This window comes from Ruegeria sp. CDSB117 (assembly GCF_059611005.1).
Window position 1 is genome coordinate 53,744 of sequence record NZ_JBXWOS010000006.1, and the last position, 22,942, is coordinate 76,685.

General features: G+C 51.5%; 16 protein-coding genes. 11 read left to right on the top strand and 5 right to left on the bottom strand.

From position 1 onward, the window contains the following. Window positions 1–26: 26 nt before the first annotated feature. The 5 genes from AC2FJC_RS08750 (at window position 27) to AC2FJC_RS08770 (ending at window position 6,409) form a co-directional block, all read left to right on the top strand. Complete coding sequence (locus AC2FJC_RS08750; RefSeq protein ID WP_496739196.1) at window positions 27–860, top strand: arsenate reductase/protein-tyrosine-phosphatase family protein; 834 nt, start codon at window positions 27–29, stop codon at window positions 858–860. After that, the gene (locus AC2FJC_RS08755; protein ID WP_496739197.1) at window positions 857–1,855 is read left to right on the top strand and encodes an ArsJ-associated glyceraldehyde-3-phosphate dehydrogenase; all 999 of its coding nucleotides are present in this window, start codon (window positions 857–859) and stop codon (window positions 1,853–1,855) included. Before AC2FJC_RS08750 ends, AC2FJC_RS08755 begins: the two co-directional genes overlap by 4 nt. Further along, on the top strand, window positions 1,852–3,117 hold the full coding sequence (gene arsJ / locus AC2FJC_RS08760) for an organoarsenical effux MFS transporter ArsJ (RefSeq protein ID WP_496726187.1): 1,266 nt from the start codon (window positions 1,852–1,854) through the stop codon (window positions 3,115–3,117). Before AC2FJC_RS08755 ends, arsJ begins: the two co-directional genes overlap by 4 nt. After that, window positions 3,114–4,163, top strand: a complete 1,050-nt coding sequence (gene arsB, locus AC2FJC_RS08765) for an ACR3 family arsenite efflux transporter (RefSeq protein WP_496739198.1) — start codon at window positions 3,114–3,116, stop codon at window positions 4,161–4,163. Before arsJ ends, arsB begins: the two co-directional genes overlap by 4 nt. Before the next feature lie 269 nt (window positions 4,164–4,432). Continuing rightward, window positions 4,433–6,409, top strand: a complete 1,977-nt coding sequence (locus tag AC2FJC_RS08770; RefSeq protein ID WP_496739199.1) for an HAD-IA family hydrolase — start codon at window positions 4,433–4,435, stop codon at window positions 6,407–6,409. A 145-nt stretch (window positions 6,410–6,554) separates the two neighbouring features. Here AC2FJC_RS08770 and AC2FJC_RS08775 read toward each other — a convergent pair whose 3' ends face one another. After that, the gene (locus AC2FJC_RS08775) at window positions 6,555–7,355 is read right to left on the bottom strand and encodes a hypothetical protein (RefSeq protein ID WP_496739200.1); all 801 of its coding nucleotides are present in this window, start codon (window positions 7,353–7,355) and stop codon (window positions 6,555–6,557) included. After that, on the bottom strand, window positions 7,352–9,160 hold the full coding sequence (locus AC2FJC_RS08780) for a hypothetical protein (RefSeq protein WP_496739201.1): 1,809 nt from the start codon (window positions 9,158–9,160) through the stop codon (window positions 7,352–7,354). Before AC2FJC_RS08780 ends, AC2FJC_RS08775 begins: the two co-directional genes overlap by 4 nt. Window positions 9,161–9,605: 445 nt before the next feature. Here AC2FJC_RS08780 and rfbC point away from each other — a divergent pair, with 445 nt between their 5' ends. Genes rfbC through rfbA form a run of 4 tightly spaced genes read left to right on the top strand, consistent with a single transcriptional unit; the run spans window position 9,606 to window position 12,962 of the window. Then, complete coding sequence (rfbC, locus tag AC2FJC_RS08785) at window positions 9,606–10,175, top strand: dTDP-4-dehydrorhamnose 3,5-epimerase (RefSeq protein ID WP_496739202.1); 570 nt, start codon at window positions 9,606–9,608, stop codon at window positions 10,173–10,175. Then, the gene (gene rfbB, locus AC2FJC_RS08790) at window positions 10,172–11,212 is read left to right on the top strand and encodes a dTDP-glucose 4,6-dehydratase (protein WP_496739203.1); all 1,041 of its coding nucleotides are present in this window, start codon (window positions 10,172–10,174) and stop codon (window positions 11,210–11,212) included. The genes rfbC and rfbB overlap by 4 nt, the downstream gene beginning before the upstream one ends. After that, on the top strand, window positions 11,209–12,081 hold the full coding sequence (gene rfbD / locus AC2FJC_RS08795; RefSeq protein WP_496739204.1) for a dTDP-4-dehydrorhamnose reductase: 873 nt from the start codon (window positions 11,209–11,211) through the stop codon (window positions 12,079–12,081). The genes rfbB and rfbD overlap by 4 nt, the downstream gene beginning before the upstream one ends. A gap of 11 nt (window positions 12,082–12,092) precedes the next feature. Beyond that, the gene (gene rfbA / locus AC2FJC_RS08800) at window positions 12,093–12,962 is read left to right on the top strand and encodes a glucose-1-phosphate thymidylyltransferase RfbA (RefSeq protein ID WP_496726195.1); all 870 of its coding nucleotides are present in this window, start codon (window positions 12,093–12,095) and stop codon (window positions 12,960–12,962) included. Between the two features lie 136 nt (window positions 12,963–13,098). Here rfbA and glf read toward each other — a convergent pair whose 3' ends face one another. The 3 genes from glf to AC2FJC_RS08815 are packed head-to-tail and all read right to left on the bottom strand — an operon-like array spanning window position 13,099 to window position 15,936. Continuing rightward, window positions 13,099–14,247 carry a UDP-galactopyranose mutase gene (gene glf, locus AC2FJC_RS08805; RefSeq protein ID WP_496739205.1) on the bottom strand — a complete coding sequence of 383 codons (1,149 nt, stop codon included), beginning with the start codon at window positions 14,245–14,247 and terminating at the stop codon, window positions 13,099–13,101. 1 nt (window position 14,248) lies between these two features. Continuing rightward, window positions 14,249–15,139 carry a hypothetical protein gene (locus tag AC2FJC_RS08810; protein WP_496739206.1) on the bottom strand — a complete coding sequence of 297 codons (891 nt, stop codon included), beginning with the start codon at window positions 15,137–15,139 and terminating at the stop codon, window positions 14,249–14,251. After that, window positions 15,136–15,936, bottom strand: a complete 801-nt coding sequence (locus AC2FJC_RS08815) for a glycosyltransferase family 25 protein (protein ID WP_496739207.1) — start codon at window positions 15,934–15,936, stop codon at window positions 15,136–15,138. The genes AC2FJC_RS08810 and AC2FJC_RS08815 overlap by 4 nt, the downstream gene beginning before the upstream one ends. Window positions 15,937–16,520: 584 nt before the next feature. Between AC2FJC_RS08815 and AC2FJC_RS08820 the strand changes: the two genes are divergently transcribed. Further along, entirely contained in the window at window positions 16,521–18,305 is a 1,785-nt protein-coding gene (locus AC2FJC_RS08820) for an ABC transporter ATP-binding protein (protein WP_496739208.1), read from the top strand. 391 nt (window positions 18,306–18,696) lie between these two features. Then, window positions 18,697–22,929, top strand: a complete 4,233-nt coding sequence (locus tag AC2FJC_RS08825; protein WP_496739209.1) for a glycosyltransferase — start codon at window positions 18,697–18,699, stop codon at window positions 22,927–22,929. The last annotated feature ends 13 nt before the right edge of the window (window positions 22,930–22,942 follow it).

A 22,942-nucleotide genomic window follows, 5' to 3' on the forward strand; every position in this document is an offset into this window, starting at 1 on the left:
TGTCTTATTTTAATATTTCATGAAATATGGTAGAACAGATAACAGACCAATTGGCCATCCTGGGTCATCCGCAGCGTATCCTTGTGTTTCGCATGCTCATGCGACGTTTTCCTGACAGTGTTCCGGCGGGCGAGCTGGCGGCGGAGCTCGACGTGAAGGCCAGCACCTTGTCGAACTATCTGAACGCGCTTCAGCGTTCGGGGCTGGTCAAGCAGGAACGTTCCGGGACATCTCTGCTCTATTCGATTGAAATGAAAAACGTGCAGCAGATGCTCGATTATCTGATTGTCGATTGCTGTCGCGGTCGCCCCGATATCTGCATGCCATTTGCACAGGGAAATAAGGCGGCGACGGATCGGAAATTCAACGTCTTGTTTTTGTGTGTGGGCAATTCTGCCCGGTCGATTTTTGCGGAATCCCTGCTGCGCACGCTGGGGGGTGACCGGTTCAACGTTTTCTCGGCCGGCACGCAACCCACATCCGAGCTCAACCCGATGGCCGTGCAAGTTCTGGACGACAAAGGACATGACACATCCATCCTGCGGTCCAAGAACATGTCCGAGTTTGCAACCCCCGGCGCGCCCGAGATGGACTTCGTCTTCACGGTCTGCAATCAGGCCGCGAATGAGGAATGCCCCGCTTGGGAAGGCCAGCCAATCAGTGGCCATTGGGGCATGCCGGACCCGGTCAGGGCCGAGGGCACGGATGCCGAAAGAAGCCTTGCATTTCAACATGCATATGGCGCGCTCAAGCGCCGGATTGAGGCCTTTACGTCTTTGCCGGTCGAAAGCCTCGACCGGATCGCACTGCAAACTGCTGTTGATGACATCGGCAGGACGCCCACTGAGGACATGAAATGACGACTTATGCTGTGAACGGATTGGGCCGGATGGGAAAGCTGGCCTTGAAACCGCTGCTGGACAAAGGTGCAAAGATCGCCTGGATTAATGATTCAGTCGGTGACCCCGAAATGCACGCGCACCTGCTGGAGTTTGACACGGTTCATGGGCGCTGGGATGCCACGTTCGCGCATGATGCCAATAGCGTCACGATCAACGGTATTCGTCTGCCCTTTATCGGCACCAGGAATTTGGCTGACCTGCCGCTGGGCGGTGTCGATGTGGTGATCGACTGCACCGGTGTCTTCAAGACCCAGGCCAAGCTGGCCCCCTATTTTGAGGCAGGCGTGAAGAAGGTTGTTGTCTCGGCCCCCGTCAAGGATGGCCCGACCACCAACGTCGTTATGGGCGTGAATGGGGACACTTATGATCCGGATGTCCACAGCATCGTGACGGCGGCCTCGTGTACCACGAATTGTCTGGCCCCAGTGGTCAAGGTCATCCACGAAAATCTTGGTATTCGCCACGGGTCAATGACCACAATTCACGACGTGACCAATACGCAAACCATCGTGGACCGCCCCGCCAAAGATCTGCGCCGGGCGCGGTCTGCTTTGAACTCTCTAATCCCGACCACCACCGGGTCGGCCACGGCAATCACGCTGATCTACCCGGAACTCAAGGGGCGGCTGAACGGTCACGCCGTGCGAGTTCCCTTGCTGAATGCCTCGCTGACGGATTGCGTATTCGAGGTTGAGCGTGAAACCACCGTCGAAGAAGTCAACGCGCTCTTCAAGGCCGCTGCCGAAGGTGAGTTGAAAGGCATTCTCGGCTATGAGACGCGACCGCTAGTTTCCACCGACTACACCAACGACGAACGGTCCTCGATTGTGGATGCGCCTTCGACCATGGTGGTGAACGGCACGCAGGTGAAGATCTATGCGTGGTACGACAATGAAATGGGTTACGCCCATCGTCTGGTCGACGTTGCCCTGATGGTTGGTGCATCGCTGTGACCCAAAGGCCCGAAGGTATGTCGGCCTACATCACGGTCACAGCAGCCTATTGGGCCTTCATGCTGACCGACGGGGCCCTGCGTATGCTGGTGCTGCTGCACTTTCATAGTATGGGATTCTCGCCGGTTCAGTTGGCATATCTGTTTGTTCTGTATGAGATCGCCGGCATGGGCACGAACCTTGCCGCCGGTTGGATCGCGGCGCGGTTTGGGCTGACCTCGACGCTTTATGCAGGGCTGGCACTGCAGATTGCAGCGTTGCTGGTTCTTACGCAACTAGACCCTAATTGGGCGATCCCAGTAAAAGTTGTCTTTGTGATGATTGTGCAAGGGGCCAGTGGGGTTGCAAAGGACCTAGCCAAGATGTCCTCAAAATCCGCCGTCAAACTGCTGGCCCCGACTGAGGGCGGAGGGTTGTTTCGCTGGGTCGCGATTTTGACCGGCTCGAAGAACGCTGTGAAAGGGTTTGGGTTTCTGCTTGGGGCGGCACTGTTGGCGACAGTGGGCTTCATGTGGGCTGTTCTGGCAATGGCGATCATACTTGCCGCATTCCTCGTCGCCGTCATCCTGTTCATGCCGACCGGCCTGCCCAAAGGGCGCAAAAGCGCCAAATTCTCTGAGGTCTTCTCGAAATCCGCCAACGTGAATTGGCTATCCGCCGCTCGTGTCTTCTTGTTTGGGGCGCGGGATGTGTGGTTTGTAGTCGGCATCCCGATCTATTTCTACGCGGTGCTTTCGGATGGAACTGAGGATGGCAACCGTGCCGCATTTTTTATGATCGGCACATTCATGGCCGTTTGGGTCATACTTTACGGAGCAGTTCAGGCCAGCGCGCCGAAAATCCTGCGCGCAAAGGAACGCCCGGAAGGGGATCTTATCCACGCCGCCAAGAATTGGGCCGCGGCGCTGTTCTGCGTGCCTGCTGCACTGACCATTGCGGTCCTGCTCTCATCCGGCCCCGAGACATGGCTGACCGTTACGCTGGTTGTGGGCCTATTGGCATTTGGGGCAATCTTCGCCGTCAATTCGGCGCTGCATTCGTACCTCATCTTGGCCTTCACCAAGTCCGAGCGTGTGACGATGGATGTGGGCTTTTACTACATGGCCAACGCGACTGGCCGCCTGGTCGGCACTGTCCTGTCGGGACTTACCTATCAGATTGGCGGGCTTCCACTGGTTCTGGGCACCGCTGCTGCTATGGTCGCGCTGGCCGCCCTGACATCCGGCAAACTAACCGACCAGACGAATGAGGCATATACATGAGCATCTTCGAACGCTACCTGACCGTCTGGGTCGCGCTGGCCATGGTTGGCGGCGTATTGATCGGACTGGTTGCACCCGGCCTGGTTCAACTGATCGCCTCGGCCGAAGTGGCCAGCGTCAATCTGGTCGTGGCCTTGCTAATCTGGGCAATGGTCTACCCCATGATGGTCGGCGTCGACTTCGGCGCAGTGGCGGGCGTTGCACGCCAGCCACGCGGGCTGATCGTGACGCTGGTGGTCAACTGGCTGATTAAGCCTTTCACCATGGCCTTTCTTGCGGTTCTGTTCTTTGAGCACGTCTTTGCACCATGGATCGAACCTGAAGACGCGGCTCAATATACGGCCGGGCTGATCCTGCTGGGTGCCGCACCGTGCACCGCCATGGTGTTCGTCTGGTCTCAGCTGACTAGGGGCGATGCGACCTACACGCTGGTGCAGGTTTCCGTGAACGACTTGATTATGGTGGTGGCATTCGCCCCAATCGTGGCCTTTCTGTTGGGTGTGACCGACATTCAGGTTCCATGGCAAACGTTGGTTCTGGCGACTGTGTTGTATGTGGTATTACCACTGATCGCCGGCCTGATAACGCGCCGTACATTGAGATCCTCTCAGGCCATCGACGCGTTTTCCGCACGCGTCAAGCCGTGGTCGGTCATGGGCCTGATCGCCACCGTCGTCATCCTGTTCGGCCTGCAGGGTCAAACCATTCTGGCAAAACCGATGGTGATCGTCCTGATCGCCATACCAATCCTGATCCAGAGCTACGGTATCTTCGCTCTGGCCTACGGCGCAGCATATGCGCTAAGGGTGCCGCACCGGATCGCCGCACCCTGCGCCATGATCGGCACGTCAAACTTCTTTGAGCTGGCCGTCGCTGTGGCCATCAGCCTGTTCGGATTGAACTCGGGAGCAGCGCTGGCGACGGTCGTAGGTGTTCTGGTTGAAGTTCCGGTTATGCTGTCACTGGTTGCCTTCGCAAACCGTACACGGGCGCGTTTTCCAGAAGTCGAAACGCAATACTCTAAAAAAACACTCAATTCCAACTGACAAATGGTCAGTCGCGGAGATCACCCAAAAGCGTAAAGTGAACCGAAAACTCGGGTTCACTAACGCTTTGTCTCGAAGTACTACTCGTGCTTCAGCAGCTGTCGAAAATGGACGAAGTTCAATTTCAGCTTGATAAGTCGTCTGCATTAACCGAATTTCTGCGCAAGAGTGAGTCAGTGCTTTTGTCGAGCCCTGACGCAAGCATCAATTCAGACAAACCTAGTTAGCGTGAGACTATTTTGGCATTAATAAGCAATCGCAGAAAAACAATGAATGTGTCTTCCAGTAGCGCAGTGCTTTCCAAGATCGGTGATTACGATTTCCTGTCTGTGGACATCTTCGACACCCTCCTCTTTCGCCATTGCAACTCTCCCATTGATGCATTTGGTTTCATGGAGGAGCACATAGAAACAAGGCAGGTGACCGAGTTTTTTAAGGACTATCGGGTCGCAGCCGAGCAATTGGCTCGGGAAGACGCAGACCAGAAAGGACTGGAGGACGTTTCGTTAGACGAGATTTATATTTGTTTTCAACAACTCACGAATTGTAGCGGTACGCAAACTGAGCAGATCAAACAGCTCGAACTAGAAACGGAAATGGACCTGCTTCACGCCACCAATTTTGGAAGAAAGTTGGTGGCCAAGCTAAAAAACACAAAGAAACGACTTGTCATCACGTCGGATATGTACCTTCCCCAAAACTTTCTTGAGAAAGTGCTGGAGGCAAAAGGAATTATCGGATGGGAACGCGTCTTCGTTTCGAACGAGCAAGGAAAGACCAAACATACTGGCAACTTGTTCGAAGAGGTGGCTGAGTACTTTGGTGTACCACACGAAAAAATATTACATATCGGTGATAACAAACATGCCGATGGCAAAATGGCTGCCAGCGCGGGTATGCAGTCCCATGTAGTCTTGGCTAGCAAGGACGTACCTGCCAGATCTCCAAAACCAAAGCACCATTCCAATATGCTTTCGGGATCGCGTCCCATATCTCAGATTTTTTCGGCAAATTTTCTGGAAACGCATCACTACGATTCTGAAAAGCTGGACTTCCGTACTTTGTCTGAGGATCAGTACTTTGAGGCCATTGGGGCCGTATTGATCGCACCATTGATCACATCAATGCTTATCTGGATGAAGCGGGAAATGGACGATAGGGGCATCTCACGCATCGCATTTCTTGCTCGCGATGGCATGTTTCCTAAAGCAGCATTCGAACTTTTGTGGCCAAATGAATATGACACGCAGTACATAGCTGCCTCCCGGCGATTACTCACGCTTCCATTCACAGTTTTGGAGCCGAACACTATTGGCGGGATGCTTCACACCACCTTAGAAAGCTCGGAGACACTGGACGAATTTCTTGGCAAAATCTCCGGCGGGCCGATCTTAACAGAACTTTTTGCCAATCATGGCCTAAGTGGAACGGACCCACTAACGCGAAAAGCGCGAAAAAAAATCTTGAGGCTTCTAAAGGAAAGTCCGGACACCTTTTTTCAGTCGTTTGCCCACGAGCGCGCCGCTCTAAAAAAGTACTATCGTTCGGCCTTCCCGGCAGGTTCTAGCACGGCCGTCTTTGACGTAGGTTGGCGCGGCAGTCTACAGCGCTCAATTTGCGAGATTGTTGATGCAGAAGCGGATATCCTGGGCCTTTACTTCGGCACAAGTCGGCATGCCACATCAATCCTACGTCGCAACGGCTTGGAATATGAGAGTTTTACAGCGTCAAATGGTCTTCCTTCCCATTTAACGCCATGGTTCACGGATTTTCGGGATATCGTGGAGTTTCTCTGTTCGGCAAATCATGGCAGCGTCCTTGGGCTGCAGCAAAGTGAATCCGGTGATATTTCTTGGGTCACCGCTGAACTCAGCGAGTTGGAGGCAGCCAACCTCCAGCGCGCCAAGAAAATTCAAGATTCCGCCCTACAAGCAATCGAGTCCGTACTACGGGCAATGTCGACAGAGACGTTGGCAAAATACACCAACCCGAAGGATGAGCGAGACATGCGTCATTTCCTGAGTAAACCGCATCGCCAAGATGCCCTTAGGTTCAAGAATGTCAGAATCTTCGATGGCGTAGGTGACACAACCGGTGAGAGTTTGACGCGCATTGGTGAGCGCAGCACACATTATCAAAACGCCAAAAGCAGCCGGTGGCGTGCTGCTTATGGATCGCAACTCAATCCCTTGTCATATGCCTTACTAAAATTTGTTTTGCGAAAAAGAAAAAAAATTAAGTTATAGCCCTATGCAGTGTTGATAGTCTGACAGAGTTCGCGAACGCAGGCTTTGCTCACCTTGAAAATCTCGCCGGTCACGATGAAGAACGTTTTAATGTCGTAACCTGAATAGATTTCGAGGTGTAAAGCCGTCAGGGCAAATTCGTCGCCTATGATCGTTTTCTGAACAATCGCCAGGCTCTCGAAGAGTTTCGAGCTTTTCTTGCCTCTTTGTCGCGCCGCTTTTTTCTGTTAGCCGGAATGTCATAAGTGTAGCGGGCCTCCAATTCTTGCGATTTCCCACCAATGAATGAGCAACTTCCGGGCACGCCAACATTAGGATATTTTTCACCCAAGTGCTTGATTCCAAGCCAATAACGCTCTGTAACAAAACCCTTTGAATAGTGTTGGAACTCGACGGGTAAAACTATCACAGGAATCCCAAAATTCTCCTGCGCGTTAATACACAGGTCCTCGGCGTAAAGGTCGAACGTTAGGGTCTCATCAAACCGCAACCCGGGCCGATCCCTAAGTAACCGAGTGTGAATTAGAATCGCCACACAATCCAGTGTTTCAACCCAAGTTGGTGCAGTCACCGGCAGACCGACCTGTAGCACCGAAGAGCCGTCTTTTTCACTACACTTATGCTGACCAAACCCGGCCGGTGCATGCCCATCCAGCCTTACTCCAAAGGTTCCGTAAATTGCTTCAAGTGCCAAGTTCTCTGTGTCAAACAACTCTCCCTGAACTTCGAAGTCTTCATGAACGAAAAAAAGCCACATGTCCTCGTTCAAGTACTTTTCTATAACCTCATTGTATAGCGTCGGCAGGCCTGCTGATCGACCGCGGTTGTCAATCAGATGAATATCCCTTTCAAACAAAAACTTGTTTCGAGAGAACAGTTCAGTTGCCATCATTTTGTTCACAAACGGAACGAATATCTTCAACGGGTCGCTGTTAGAAACTGTCATTTCTGACCCAACTCTCTTTGTGTTCGACGCTGATACCGCCGTACTGAGTTCCAGTACGAGACCTTCAGCGGGTGGCGGTACATTATACGGCGCCAATCTAGTTGCCCAATGTCGTCTCGAGTAGATAATTGCTTAATGGAATTTGGCAGCATGAGATCGTAGTTGTGCAACTGCTGCTCTTGATTTTGCCTACTAGAATTGTCCAGGTATTTTGACGAGATTGACTCAGGCTTCCAGTAAGACTTGACAGTTCTCCATTCACTCTCACCCTTGCATCGCGGAAACGGAACATTCTCGAATGCCCGATATTCCCTTTCGGTCGGTGTTGTGATCAGTCGCGTAAGACAGAAAAGGTTGAAGTCCTTTAGTTCCCGACGATCTAACGCGTCTTTTCTTGGCGCGATCATGCGGAGGAAATCGAGAGCCCCTCGTTGGACACAAATTGAAGCGAGGAGGCCAATATCGGCGTTCATTTCACATTTTGCACTCAAAGGCAAAGATATGTCATTCCCCAAATTCAGATGTGGGAAGGACGTATCAGGATTGACGAACAAAAAGTCTGACAGAACTGGGCCTACCCTTACGGACATATCGGTGCTCATCGCATATAAACCGTCAAAAAGGTAGGCTGAAGCCCTTGCCTCTCGGCTGGGAGAGCTTTGACCACAAACACAATACCGATGCACTCTTAATGAAGACAGAAATTCAATGTCCGGTGCACTGCCATCGATATCCGCGATAGCAATGTTTTTTGAACCTTGAACCGTCCATGCGTCGATACGCTTCTGCAATTGTTTGCGTTCTACAGCAGAAGCATCCAAGAATTCACCGTCAAAAGCTTCTTTCACATCGCTGATCGAGTAGCTTGTTAACGGCAGTTTCAGAATCCTCAGAGATTGCTCAATAATGTGGTGCTGGCCAGGCGGAAGAAGCAGTTCATCGAACCCATCTTGTATTGAACGTTCCGCAATATAGTCACAGAACCCCAGCAATACCGGCCCGCAAACATTGAAGCCGAAACTATAAAGATCGGGTTCCGCGGGATCGACATGAGGCATTCGCGCTGCGATCTGGCCGATAATCAAGTCCGAGGCGAACGTATATTCTCCGCGGTCTTGATCAACAAATGGAGCATCATCCTGCCTAAGGCAATCGCTGTGTTGGTTTACATGAATTGCTGTCAAAGCGCAGTCCACGTCAACGTTCATGTTCGTGAATTCGCGCTGGCAAAAATGCAGGACACGGTTCGGTGCGACCTCCTCATTGGCTGCAACTTTCAAAAGAAAGTGACGGCCTTCCGTAGGGCTAATTAGCGCATCCAGTTCAATCCCATGTGATTTTATTAGCCTCGATAATTGGTCTTTATTCAGTCGCGTGTCATTAATACCGACCAATTGCTTCCCTTTAGCCCGAGCAACTGTGGCAATCATAACAAAGGCTTGATTTGAAAAGTGGAACTTTTCTTCGAACTCTCTTTCATCGTCAGGCGTCACGGTGTTGCCCGGCAGAAGGACTGCAAGAAGGCTATAAATTTCGTGTAAACTAATCTCGGACGCTTCGGTTGTTCCAAAACGCCTCCGGGCAAGCTGCTCCGCTTTTAGTCTTGCGCCACAAAAACCGTCGACACCAAGTGACTTCTCCATGAAACGGAAAACGCCATCCACACTTAACACGCTGCGCGACAACAATGTCTTCGAAACATCGAAGGCGATGACGTCGTGGTTTTCGATTAGGTCCGAAATTGTGGAGAATGTGCATCCCGTCCGTCGAACGACTTCAGCTTTGTTTCGTTCCTGCGACAGCATAGACACTCCAACACGAGGTGAGTAAGAATTTAGTGCTGTTGATACCAAGCATCGAACTCGGCTGCCAGTAGTCTATCAAACTCACTGAAACTAATTCCCCGATTACCTCGGGAGCCTCAAAACATAGAACAGGAGCGCATGACAATCGAGTGTTACAACCTGACATCAAGCCCTGACAAACCTGAGGCATGCCCCAATACACAGCTTATTGCCTCAAGAAGAGATCCGCCAACGTAAACGGCTTTGTTGACTGCAAGTGAACTGTCGCTCGTGGGTAATCTGATTTGCAAACGGGCCTTCGAAAATGCAACTTTCTGCATTGAGACTTTCCCGGCCTCCATTTTCGAGTATAAGCCTATTTGGATATTGTCCAGCGATGGCGATTGAGATAGCCCATTCTTTACTCTGCGTGCGCCGCAGAATGGCACTATAGGTAATGTTAATTATGGAATTCACAAACCTCTCAATACCAGAGGTGAAGCTGATTACGCCGAGGCGATTTGGCGATCACCGAGGCTTTTTCGAAGAGACTTACAACTGTGATCAGTTCTCTTCCGCCGGGATCGATACAGTTTTTGTTCAAGACAATCACTCTGTGTCCAGTGAAATCGGAACGGTACGAGGCCTGCACTTCCAGGCGCCACCGAAAGCGCAAGCTAAACTTGTTCGCTGCGGACGTGGAAGACTCTTCGATGTTGCGGTAGATATTCGCAAGGGTTCTCCGACGTTTGGTCGATGGGTCGGTGAAGAGCTGAGTTTTGAAAATGGACGCATGCTACTCGTCCCGGCAGGATTTGCCCATGGGTTTATGACGTTGGAGCCGGACACCGAAATTGTATACAAGTGTTCAGACACTTATGCGCCAGAAACCGAGGGGGCTGTTCACTGGAGCGACCCCGAAATCGGCATTGAATGGCCGCTAAAATCAACCCAAACAAAGCTATCTGAAAAAGACGCGGCTGCGCTGCGCCTGTCAGAACAAGAATCCCCCTTTACTTTTGAGGACACCAAATGAAACTTTTGGTCACTGGAGGCGCCGGTTTTATTGGGTCTGCCGTTGTTCGTCGTGCCGTTGCCCAAGGTCATTCGGTAGTCAACGTAGATGCGTTGACGTATGCAGCTTGCCTCGACAATGTTGCGGTAGCGGCTGATGCGCCGGGCTATGCTTTCGAACACGCAGATATTCGTGACGCTTCGGCGATGGAGGCTGTGCTCAGGAAACATAAGCCTGACGCGATCATGCATCTGGCCGCCGAAAGCCATGTAGACCGCTCAATCGATGGTCCAGCTGCCTTTATCGACACCAATGTCACGGGCACTTACGTTCTTCTAGAGGCCGCGCGCGCCTATTGGACCGACGCAGGCAAACCCGCAGACTTCCGTTTTCACCATATTTCGACCGATGAGGTCTTCGGATCTCTGGGGGAGGCCGGTTTTTTCACCGAAGATAGCCCCTATCAACCAAACTCGCCCTATTCAGCATCGAAAGCGAGTTCGGACCACCTTGTACGCGCGTGGCACGAAACCTACGGCCTGCCGATCGTTCTGACAAATTGCTCAAACAACTATGGTCCATATCAGTTTCCCGAAAAACTGATACCAGTCGTTGTCTTCAAGGCATTGTCCGGGCATCCGATACCGATTTACGGCAACGGCGACAACATCCGCGACTGGCTGCATGTCGAGGACCATGCTGAGGCGCTGCTGCTTGTGCTGGAAAAAGCAGCTGTGGGGTCAAGCTATAACATTGGGGGCGAAAACGAGATGACTAATCTTGAACTCGTCAAACTGCTCTGCAGTATTCTGGACAGGCTTCGCCCGGCACAGACCCCTTACTCAGAACAGATCACATTCGTAACTGATCGCCCGGGTCACGACCGCCGCTATGCGATTGATCCAACTCGAATTGTCGAAGACTTTGGCTGGCATCCGAACTATACTCATGAGACAGGATTGGAACAAACCGTCCAGTGGTATCTGGACAACGAAGCCTGGCTGAATGCACTTCTAGCGCGGGATGGTGTTGGCGATCGCCTTGGTGTTGCCAAATGAAAATACTTGTCTTCGGTCGAAGTGGGCAGGTCGCAACAGAGTTGCGAGCGCAAGCGCCTGCGCGCGGCATCATAATAGAGGCGTTGGGGCGCGAGGACGCGGACCTTTCACACCCGAAAACATGCGCAGACCACATAAGCAAAACCAACGCGGATGTGGTCATCAACGCCGCTGCTTACACTGCAGTCGATAAGGCTGAAGATGAGAAAGATATCGCTCGGCGCGTTAACGCTGATGCGCCTGGCTCTATGGCCCATGCGGCGGCGAAACGTGGCATTCCGTTCATCCACATCTCGACAGACTATGTCTTTGATGGATCAGGAACGTCCGCACGAACTACGAGCGACCCGACGAACCCGCTTGGCGTATACGGTAGGACAAAGCTGGAAGGCGAAAAACAGGTCGCAGCGGCCGGAGGCTGGCATGGTATTCTCCGTACAAGTTGGGTGTTCTCGGCGCATGGAAGCAATTTCGTCAAGTCGATGCTTCGATTGGCGGAAACACGAAACCACGTAACCATAGTTGCCGATCAGGTTGGGGGCCCCACGCCTGCAGCGGACATCGCAGCTACATTGCTTAGAATGGCCGAGGCAGGGTCCAGTGTGGAGGGTGGCCTGTTTCATTATGCAGGAAGCCCAGACGCAAGCTGGGCGGATTTCGCACGCGAGATTTTTTTTCAGGCAGGCTTAGATATTTCGGTTGAAGATATCCCGACCAGCGCATACCCGACGCCTGCTGCCCGCCCAAAAAATTCGCGTCTGGACTGTTCCCGGCTTGAAAAAACTTATGGGCTTCTTCGCCCTGACTGGAAAGCAGGGCTGACCAAGGTGCTGGGGCAATTAGGTCAGACGCCAAAAAGCCAATTTTGAAAGGTTAACGCATGCAACGTAAGGGAATCATTCTTGCCGGAGGCTCGGGAACGCGGCTTTACCCGATTACGATGGCTGTTTCGAAGCAGCTGCTACCGGTTTACGACAAGCCAATGATTTTCTACCCACTCAGTGTATTGATGTTGGCGCAGATCCGCGAAGTTGCAATCATCACAACACCACAGGACCAGGAGCAGTTCATTCGCCTCTTTGGTGATGGCAGTCAATATGGACTGTCACTGACGTGGATCGTGCAAGACTCTCCTGACGGGTTGGCGCAAGCTTATACTCTGGCGGAAGATTTCCTCGCCGGCGCTCCTTCGGCATTGATCTTGGGTGACAATATCTTCTTCGGCCACGGTCTTCCAAGCCTGCTGGCCCAGGCAGATGCCAACAAGCAAGGCGGTACGGTTTTTGCATATCGCGTCGCCGACCCAGAGCGGTATGGCGTTGTTGCTTTTGAGGACCAAAAGGTTCGTCAGATTGTTGAAAAACCACAAAACCCGCCGTCAAACTACGCAGTCACCGGCCTCTACTTTCTCGATGGTGACGCGCCGGCGCGGGCTAAAGAAATCCAACCGTCTGAGCGCGGCGAGCTTGAGATTACTTCGCTTTTGCAAATGTACTTGGACGAAAACCTGCTCGATGTTCAGACTATGGGTCGGGGCTTCGCCTGGCTGGATACTGGGACACACGGCACTCTGCTGGAGGCAGGAAGCTTTGTAAGAACGCTGACAGAACGTCAGGGTATGCAAACCGGTAGCCTTGATGAGATCGCCTGGAGCAATGGATGGATCGATGATGCCGCTCTCGAGAAGCGCGCAAAACTGTTCGCAAAATCGACCTATGGCGCCTACCTTCATTCGCTTCTGAGCGATTAAATCTAGCACCGAGTAAGTGAGCCTGACGATCCGGAATAAATTGCATCCAAGCTAGGGCCGTCACAAAGACATTCCGTCCGATCAGCCAGAACGTGAATCGAGTAAGCACTGGACCGAAACGGCCCGGCGCTCGCGCCTAAACTGGCGCGGTATAAAATGGTTTCAGGGCTTGTTTCGCTTCGAACGCGGCTAAAAAAACGCGCGCTGTGTCGAGGGCTTCGCGGATCGTGACGTCCATATCCAGATAACGGTAAGTACCCAAACGGCCAACAAAAGTTACCTTCTCTGTCTTGTCGGCCAGCGCAACATACTCACTCAGCAATGCTTTTTCTTTTACCTGACGGATCGGGTAATAGGGAATGTCATCCGGACCCGCCGCGCGGGAAAACTCGCGATAACAGACCGAGCCTTCGTGCGACTCCCACGGTGCAAAGTGCTTGTGCTCGGTGATCCGGGTAAAGGGCACCTCTTCCTCACCATAATTCATCACGGCGCAACCCTGATAGTCGCCGTCATAGGTGAACCGTTCGAAATCAAGGGTGCGGTATCCCAGGCGCCCAAGCTCATAGTCGAAATAGCCATCCAGCGGACCTGAGTAGAACACGTGGTCGAAGCCATCCGCCATGTTGCGATCGAACATGGTATTCAGCTTCACTGCGATGCCGGGGTGATCGAGGATGCCACCAATCATGTCGGTGTAACCGTTCTCGGGCATGCCTTGGAATTTATGGAAAAAGTAGTTGTCGTCGTAGTTGAACCGCACCGGCAAGCGTTTCAGGATCGACGCCGGCAGCTCGGACGGGTGGCAGCCCCATTGCTTGATCGTGTAGCCCTTGAAAAACGCCTCATACAGATCACGACCGACGAACCGCATCGCTTGTTCCTCGAAACTCTGCGGGTCGGTGATGGATGTATCAGCCTGTTCTTCGGTGATAAACGCGCGGGCCTCGTCCGGGCGCATGGTCTTGCCAAAGAACTGGTTGATCGTGTGCAGGTTCACCGGCAGTGAATAGACCTGCCCCCGCGAGGTGGTTTTGACCCGGTTCTTATAGGGCAGGAAGTTGGCGTATTGGTTCACATACTGCCAAACCTCTTCGTCATCCGTATGGAAGATATGTGGCCCGTACACATGGACCATGACGTCGGTATCGGTATCCCGTTCTGTGTGGCAATTTCCACCAATATGGTCACGGCTGTCGACCACGGTGACATCATGCCCTTGTTCCGCAAGTTGGCGACCGATCACGGCCCCAGACAATCCGGCCCCAACCATCAAAAACTGCATATCAGGGGCTTTCCTGTTTCATTGAAATCGTCGTCATGTCGAGCGGTTTGATCAGCTGACGGCGGGCAATCTTGAATATACCCGACCGCGCCTCGCTGGCACTGCGGAATTTCGGCAGGACCGACATCCATGCCCGGCACATATGCCACCCCAGCTGCAGACGACCCGAGATGGGTTGCCCACCCTGCAGGATCGCGGCAAAGACGACCGGAACGGTGCGCCGCGACAGATCAAACATCTGCTTCAGAACGGCCTCTTCTTCCTCAGAGCTGAGGTTGTTCGACTCGGCCATCGCAGCTTTCAGGTTCTTTCCGATCGGCCGCGTGTGGTGCATTGCGATTTCGTCCAGAATGGCAGTTCGAAACGCGCCAGCCTCGGCCCATCTGCACCAGATATAATCTAGGCCGTAGCCGCTCATGGTGCCTTGGAAAAGCGGCAGTGCTTTCTTCAGGATATCCTTGTGCAGGCACGGGGCCATGATCTCGATATAGTTCGTGTAGCGCAGTACGAAGCCCGGGCATTGGCTGAACACAAAATGCGAGAAATAGCTTTCGGGGGTCAGTGACGGTTGCGCAATACGCAGGCCGTGAACCTGCATGGCGTCAAACAGCGCATTTACCGCCGTGGCGCTGATGTCCAGATCATCATCCGGCAGCCAATAGTGGTCATATTGATCCAGGTCACGATCCGCTAGGGTTTTGAACAACCCGTCCCATTTGCCGCCTTTTACCAGCACCGCCTCGACACCGGGTTCAGGTTCGAATGCCGAAAAGGCCTCGTCCGAGAAATAGCTGATCAGAAGATCGTAGTTACGATCTTCATAGGGAATTTCCTGCCACCGATGGTGCAATGACTTGTTGCCCGCACGGACAACCACAAGGCTATTCTTCATGCGCGGTTCCGAACCCGATTACCGGCCTGCATCAGGGGGCCGAGCCCTTCGATCATGTCCGGGTTCAGCGGGTGGCTCAACCGTCCGTACGTGTACTTTGTCTGGTACATTAAGTTTCGAACGAATCTGGCCATGGGCGAGCCGGGTTTCATATTACTGCGGCAGTGATCGATCGTGCTGTCTATCTCTTCGCGCTCTGCAACCATCTGCTCGGCGAGGGTGAGAATAGGTACGTTGTGTTCCCAATAAAATTTGAGGTCGATGTCGATAGGGCGCGCAATCGGGGTCTCGATCGCCAATAGTTTAGCGGCAGCACGCCGGCCGATGATGTAACCTGTGGTTCTGGGCGGCAGGCGGCCCGACAGGACAAGATCCTGATCTGCCACGGATTTAATCACCTGTCCGTTGTTCCTTGAAATGCCATCCAGCTTTATCATAACACCTTCGAAACATTCGCCACATTCAGCCAGTTCATTGAAAAATGGCCTGGGATCCTGCACGAAAGTTGCGTCATCTTCCAAAACAAGGCTCACGTAGTCTGAAGATTCAGCGATTTCCTGCCATATTTGGCGATGCCCAAGAGTGCAGGCGACCTCGTTGCGGCTGAGCGGGCGCTTGAATTTAGTCCGGTTCATGTCTGCGTCATACAGATGATGCAACTCGGAGTTGTTTAGCTGATCTCCGGCAATGGCGTCACAAAATTCATGATTCAAGCCAAAGCGGGCAAATTCGCTTTCGCAGAAACGTCGCCGTTCAACATCTTTCGGCAAACTCAGAATGACAGCTTTAATCGACACTGTTCCATTACCAATAATACGTGCTTCGCGTTACTATGGGCCATATTTACCAAGCACAAGGGCAAAAGGTCTACCCTTTTCCTCCTACGCGTCAAGGATTTCCAGCGGCAAAAATTCGCTGAATTTCAGTCGTTACTCTCACGCTACAGTAATCTGCCCCACAATATCAGAGCTTCCATTTTTTCAAGCATATACATATCACAATGAAACCAAAAAGAAAATCGCTTGACCTGATCACTCGAGGTAACGCGAGAAACTGCCGGCACCTCAATCTATTGGTCAGAATTCAGGGAACTCTCGCAGCAGGAAATATATACAAGACGCTATAAAGTTGTACGGCAACTTCGAGTTTTGATTTAGAGCGCCACGAAAAGGTCGGTGCGCGAAAGCACCACAACTCATAGCGTCACCCTATCAAAAGGGAACATCAAAACTTGCACATCGCAACGCCAACCCTTACTTGACGAAGCCTCTGCGCAACCTTTTGATTGGGCAACTCTGTCGCGCCATTTGATCTGCCCTTTAGGCGGGAATGATTATAGGTTATCTGAGCGAGCGCATGATTTCATGATTTGGAGAAAGCAATGATTAAGCGTGCCTGGACCGAATGGCGATCAAGCCATATGGGCCGCCTCGTAAGTGAGAGCTTTTTTGCTCAGGGGGGGCTCTATGCCGTCGCCATTGTTGCAATGATCGCTGTTGCAGCTACCACCGCTGGTTCCGCTTTTATGATGGAGTATATTGTCGATGCCATGACCAGCCCCGAAATGCGTGATTGGGCTGTCGTGATCGCTCTCAGCGTCGTCTTGCTGTTTCTGACCAAAGCGGTCGCCTCGTACATTCAGTCCATATACCTCGCACGCGCAGGAAACCGAATTGTAGCCCTGCAACAAGAGCGGGTCTATCGCAAGCTGTTAAGACATGGAGTCTCTTTTTTTTCCGTTAATGAATCCGCAGATTTGCTTATGCAAACGACGAACGGCGCACAAGCGGCGCGTTCACTAATTGATGTTCTTGTCACAGGTTACGTTCGCGATGCGTTAACTTTAGTCGGTCTGGTGATCGTAATGGTCTACCAACAACCCGTGCTTTCGGTAATGTTTTTTGTCGTTGGTCCAATCGCATTGTTTGGAGTGCGGCAACTGTTAAAGAGCGTTCGCACAATCATGCAGGCCGAGTTTAAATCTTTAGCCGAGATCATTCGAGTGCTTCAGGAAACGTCCGCTGGTATCAAGGTCATTAAAGTGTTTTCATTGGAAGACCAGATGATTACGCGAATGGAAACAGCAATTCGAAAGGTTGAAGAACGTTCAAACGACATTGCGAGACTTCAGTCCATCGCTAGCCCACTGATGGAGTTTCTAGCGGGGTTAGCAGTCGCAGGCGTCCTTGTTATCAGCACCCTTGGGATAGCAGGCACGGAACAACCTACCGCTGGCCAACTGATGTCCTTTATCACTGCATTGCTGATGGCGTATGAGCCGGCCAAACGGTTGTCTAGAATGCGTGTGCAAATCGAGACCGCCATGGTTGGTGTCGGTCTCCTATTCGGACTGCTGGATCAGGAGGATACGATGCAAGAGAGCCCAGAGGCACGCGATCTGATTGAGGGCCCTGGCAAGATAGAACTACGCAACCTGACATTTGGTTACCATGGGTCACTTCCGGTAATCGAAAATATGAATGTAACTTTTCATGCCCAAGAGACTACTGCACTGGTTGGCCAGTCCGGGGGCGGAAAGTCCACGATTTTCGGACTGATTATGCGCTTCTATGACCCGGATGAAGGCTTCGTTGAAATTGACGGACAAGACGTCAGCAAAGTTAGCTACTCTTCTCTCCGTCAAAAAATTTCATATGTGGGTCAGGATACTTTTCTGTTTTCCGCCTCTATTAAGGAAAATCTACGGTGCGCTGCACCTGAGGCAACGGATGAAGAAATCATTGCGGCGGCGCGTGCGGCTCATGCCCACGACTTCATTGTCGAGCTACCGGGTGGCTACGACACGCATGTCGGCGAAAATGGGGCATTCCTTTCAGGTGGCCAAAAACAACGTATTGCGATCGCTCGTGCGATCCTGCGCAATGCGGAAATCTTATTGCTAGACGAAGCGACCAGCGCGCTCGACGCGGAATCGGAGGCGCTTGTAAAAGAAGCTTTGGACAAGTTAACGAAGAATATGACAGTGATCGTCATTGCGCACCGTCTGTCCACCGTACTAGAGGCTGACAAGATTGTCGTAGTTCAAGACGGAGCCATCGTCGAAGAAGGTAGCTTAGATGAACTGATGCATGCCGGCGGCCAGTTTCGCAATCTGTTCGACCAACAATTCAAAAAACGAGAAACGCAGGCCGAGCCTGTGAATTGACATATCAGTTTTTGTATCACCGAGAAAGACACAAATATCTACCAAATCGAAACACTGCGTGCTTTGGCGAAGCTGAATACCCGGCTGCTTTTCTTGCAAAAAAGCGAGCTTTGCCGATTCTGCAGTCTACGCCTCCCGGAAATGTTCCGCGCAACGTAAATTCTGACTAACAAAAAACTCAGGTCCGACTACGGTGACTTATGGCCATTGCCGATCGCCACACAAAATAAGGTTGTTCTCTACAGCCGTTAGAGCGCCTGCAATGGTTTGACTTATCGGTACAACTAAGATTCTAAGAATATTCGTGGCTGATCTGGACAAAGCCGAAATGACTGCGCAAACACGTAGTGGATACAAAAAACACAAATTAAAACCAGAAGGCAACGTCTGAATGGGGCACCCAAAAAAACACAAACTTGTTGATCTCTACAATCAACACACGGGGAAAGTCAGTGATAAGTGGCTGTCATATTTGGATTTTTATGAAAGGATCTTCTCTCCGTTTAAAGAGGAGCCTGTTAGGATTCTGGAAATTGGTATCCAAAATGGCGGATCATTGGAAGTATGGGCTAAATTCTTTCCGAACGCAGAATGTATCGTAGGATGCGACATCGAACCATCCGCTGAGAAGCTGTCGTTTGAAGATGGCCGAATATCGGTTGTGGTCGGCGACGCCAACTCAACCGAAACACACGAAAAAATCAAAGGCATAACGGACAGTTTCGACATCATCATTGATGATGGTTCGCACGTTTCGGATGACATTGTTCGGAGTTTTGCGTTGTACTTTCCAATGATGTCCGATGGGGGCCTTTTCGTCGCCGAGGATCTGCACTGCAGTTATTGGGAGGAGTTTCAAGGCGGTATTGAAGCGCCATTCTCATCAGTCAATTTCTTCAAGCGCCTTTCAGATTACGTCAACCGCGAGCATTGGGGCGTGGACATCGGCTCCGACGAAGTTTTGGGGTATTTCGCTGAAACCTATGGCGCCAAGTTTGACATCGACACACTGGACAGAATTTCAGAAGTCCGATTTGTCAACTCGATCTGCGTGGTCGAAAAAGGTGCGGAGGGCGACAACATGATAGGTCGCCGACTCGTAGCCGGCACCGAAGCTATTGTGATGCCCACAATCAACCCGAACATCAATGGTATGAAGTTCATTGGGCCCAGCACCGCTAATAATCCATTTGGGCCCAATTCAGTCCGCGCTGAGGTCAGGGCTGCGGAATACACCGAACTTCATCAGCTGCTAAAACAAGCTCACAATCAGGAGAGTGCGTTGAAGGTCGAGTTAGAGTCGACGAAGGTGGAGTTGGGGTCGACACAAAAAGCCTTAGGCGAACAGACGAAACGTTTTGAAGCTGCTCAACAAACTGCAAGAAACCTTTCTGCGGCCTTGTTAACCGCGCAAAGGCGCCCGTTTAAGCAAGCAAATCGATACCTGACCTTCAAGGTCGTGAACAAACTTCGGAATTGGACGCGCCTTAAAGAAAGAACAAGGATTCGCATGTCGAAAAGTGCCGACAAGCGGGATCCCAACCGACTAGACGATGCGTTGTTTTTAGGTGATCCATCTCAATACTATGTACCGCTCTCGCGACGGGAAACCGGGGCAAATCCGCAAAGCTTTCTGCGACGACTCGCTTTCCACCGCAATGGAAAACCGCGCGGATGGTTCCGGACAATAGCTTTGTCACGTTCGCAAAAGGAAGTACGGCCGCGATTTCGTCGTGCGTTTTTCAAAAAGAACGGCGAGCTACGACCAGACTTAATGTCTTATGCGAGACGAAACCCAAACTACTTCCTTCAAATCAATCCGGTTACGGAATTGCAACTATTATTGCCCAATCCCTCTCCAGTGATTGATCAGGACGCCATCGGACGCCGGATCTTTGACGAACAACAAACAGAGCTTGACGCAAGAATCGCCAAGCATTTGATGGATGGGTTCGTCCAAAAACCACTTATCTCAATCATTCTACCTGTTTACAACACACCGAAAGAATGGCTTCGGCATGCGATCGAATCCGTTCAAAATCAATACTATGAGAATTGGGAGCTTTGCATCGTAGATGATTGCTCCCCAACCGACGAGCAACGCATACTCATTGAATCTTTCACTGAACATGACGTGCGCATTCGTTTTGATGAAATGGGCAGCAACGGCGGAATATCGGCCGCATCCAATCGGGCTCTTGAAATGGCCGAGGGTGAATTCTGTGCATTGCTTGACCACGACGACGAACTTACACCAGACGCGCTTCTCTGGATGGTTGAAGCCCTAAATGCACATCCAAGTGCCGATTTTTTTTATAGCGACGAGTGCAAGATTGATGACGGGGCCGAGCGGCTGTTGTTTGACTTTGTCTTTAAACCAGACTGGTCACCAGAGATCATGTTCAACTCGATGGTTACCGGCCATCTCACCATGTATCGTAGCGAATTGATGCGCCAAGTAGGTGGATTTAGGAGCGAGTATGATTTTTCGCAAGATTACGATCTCGCATTGCGTATCTCCGAATTGTCTAGGAAAATCGTGCATGTGGAACGTGTCCTTTATCTTTGGCGGGCAATAAGTGGATCAGCCGCTTTAGGTGATAAGGGCTACGCTCGAACCAGCAATGTTGCAGCTTTAAAGGACGCGTTGGACCGTCGTGGAATTTCTGGCAATGTCGAGCCAATGTCCCACGCTAACTGCGTGCGCGTCGAAATTCCGCCAAAAAATTCAAGCGTTTCGATTATTATTCCATCGGATTCAACCAAGAATTTGCGTCTGGCGCTCGATGCTCTGAAAAACAACACTGACTATGAAAACTATGAAGTCTGCGTGGTTTGCAACGGTAAGGTCGCCTCGATCTTGGAGAAAGAATATCAGAAGTGGGCTGCTGCAAGATTTATTCGCTACGACAAGCCCTATAACTTCTCGGACAAATGCAACGAAGGTGCCCGTGAAGCAAAGGGCGACATAGTTATATTCTATAACGACGACGTGTTTCCCATTGGTCGGGATTGGATCGAGCGGTTAATCGAGTATTTTTGGGTTCCCGGCGTTGGCGGGATTTCGCCACAGCTGTTATATGAGAACGGCACAATCCAGTATGCCGGTATGATCTCGGGTACGCCGGGGATGGCGGGAACATCATGTCACACCCTTCCGCATGGCAGCAATGAAATGTTTCCGGCCTACAACCAGATGGTGCGAAATGTCTCGGTGCTTTCGGGTGCTTGTTTCGCCATGCGCCGGAGCCTGTTCTTTGACGTTGGAGGTTTCGATCCGGAGAACACACCAGATGGCCATTCAGATCTCGATCTAAGCTACAAGATCCAGGCCAAGGGTCTGCGATGCGTGTACACGCCATACTCTCTACTCACGCACGTCGGTAACCACTCTTGGGGCGCAAAACCAAAAAAATATAAAGCCGACATATTTTGCCTAAAGAACTGGGGCAAGTACATTTCATCCGATCCGTATTTCACCAATACGATGAAAAAGGCGCTTTATCCTGACTTCTCGTTCAACTACCAGATTTATGCTGGCCACATTGAACCAGCGTTGGAATACTTGGGCAAAGATGTCCTTTTTGTTTCGCATGAACTTACGCACACCGGGGCGCCGCACATGTTGCTGCAGGCCGCGAGAGCTGTAAAGGCAAATGGCGGTTTCCCAGTTATCGTAGCCCCGTCGGACGGACCACTTAGAGCATCATTCGAAAACGAGGGCATGGTCGTAATCATCGACGCATCGATCACCGCCAATCATTTTTTGTTCGCGAACTTTGCACGAAACTTCGACCTCGCAGTGGTTAACACAGTGGTTATGCGGCCAGTCGTCGAACAGCTTGCTCAGATTCCGATCCTTCAAACGGTTTGGTGGTTACACGAGAGCCAACTCTTGGCTGAAGCACTCACGGACGTGCCGGAATCCCTTTGGGAGGAAGTGACTACCATCTGTGTTAGTGAGTACGCACAGACGTTTTTGCCAAACGGAGTCTCAAGCCGGGTCTTGTACAACGGCCTCCCCGATGTATCCGGCAATTTCATTCAGAAAGAAACCAGGCCTAAATCTGAAAAACTGTTTTTCTTGCTATTGGGCACAATCGAACCGCGCAAAGGGCAGGATGTTTTTGTTAAGGCAATCCAGAAACTACCTCCTGGTATGCGCAGTAACTGTCGGTTTGTGATAGCAGGTAAACTCTGGCCCGGGGCCGAAGAGTTCTGGAGCGGCATACAGGATGTCATGAATGAACACCCCGAAGTTTCGTATGTAGGGAGTGTCGAACATGAGGAAGCTTTGTCGCTGATAGCACAATGCGACGTTCTGGTATCGTGCTCGCGAGACGACTCCTTTTCGCTGGTTTCAGTTGAGGCCGCACAAATGTCCAAGCCCCTGATCTTGAGTGACACGGTTGGCAGCCAAACTATATTCGGGGACGCAGCGTCGCTTGTATTTAAATCGGAGGATGTTGAGAATCTGGCCGAGAAAATGACCAAAGCATACGAGGATCGGGACAGGCTCGTGAAAATGGGGCGCTCCGCCCGTAAAATCTATAAAGAAGTTTTAAACGAAGCACGGTTCGGTGAGAGCTTTCTTGAAACCGTTGGATATAAAGAGAAGTTTTAGCACGCCTTCTCCT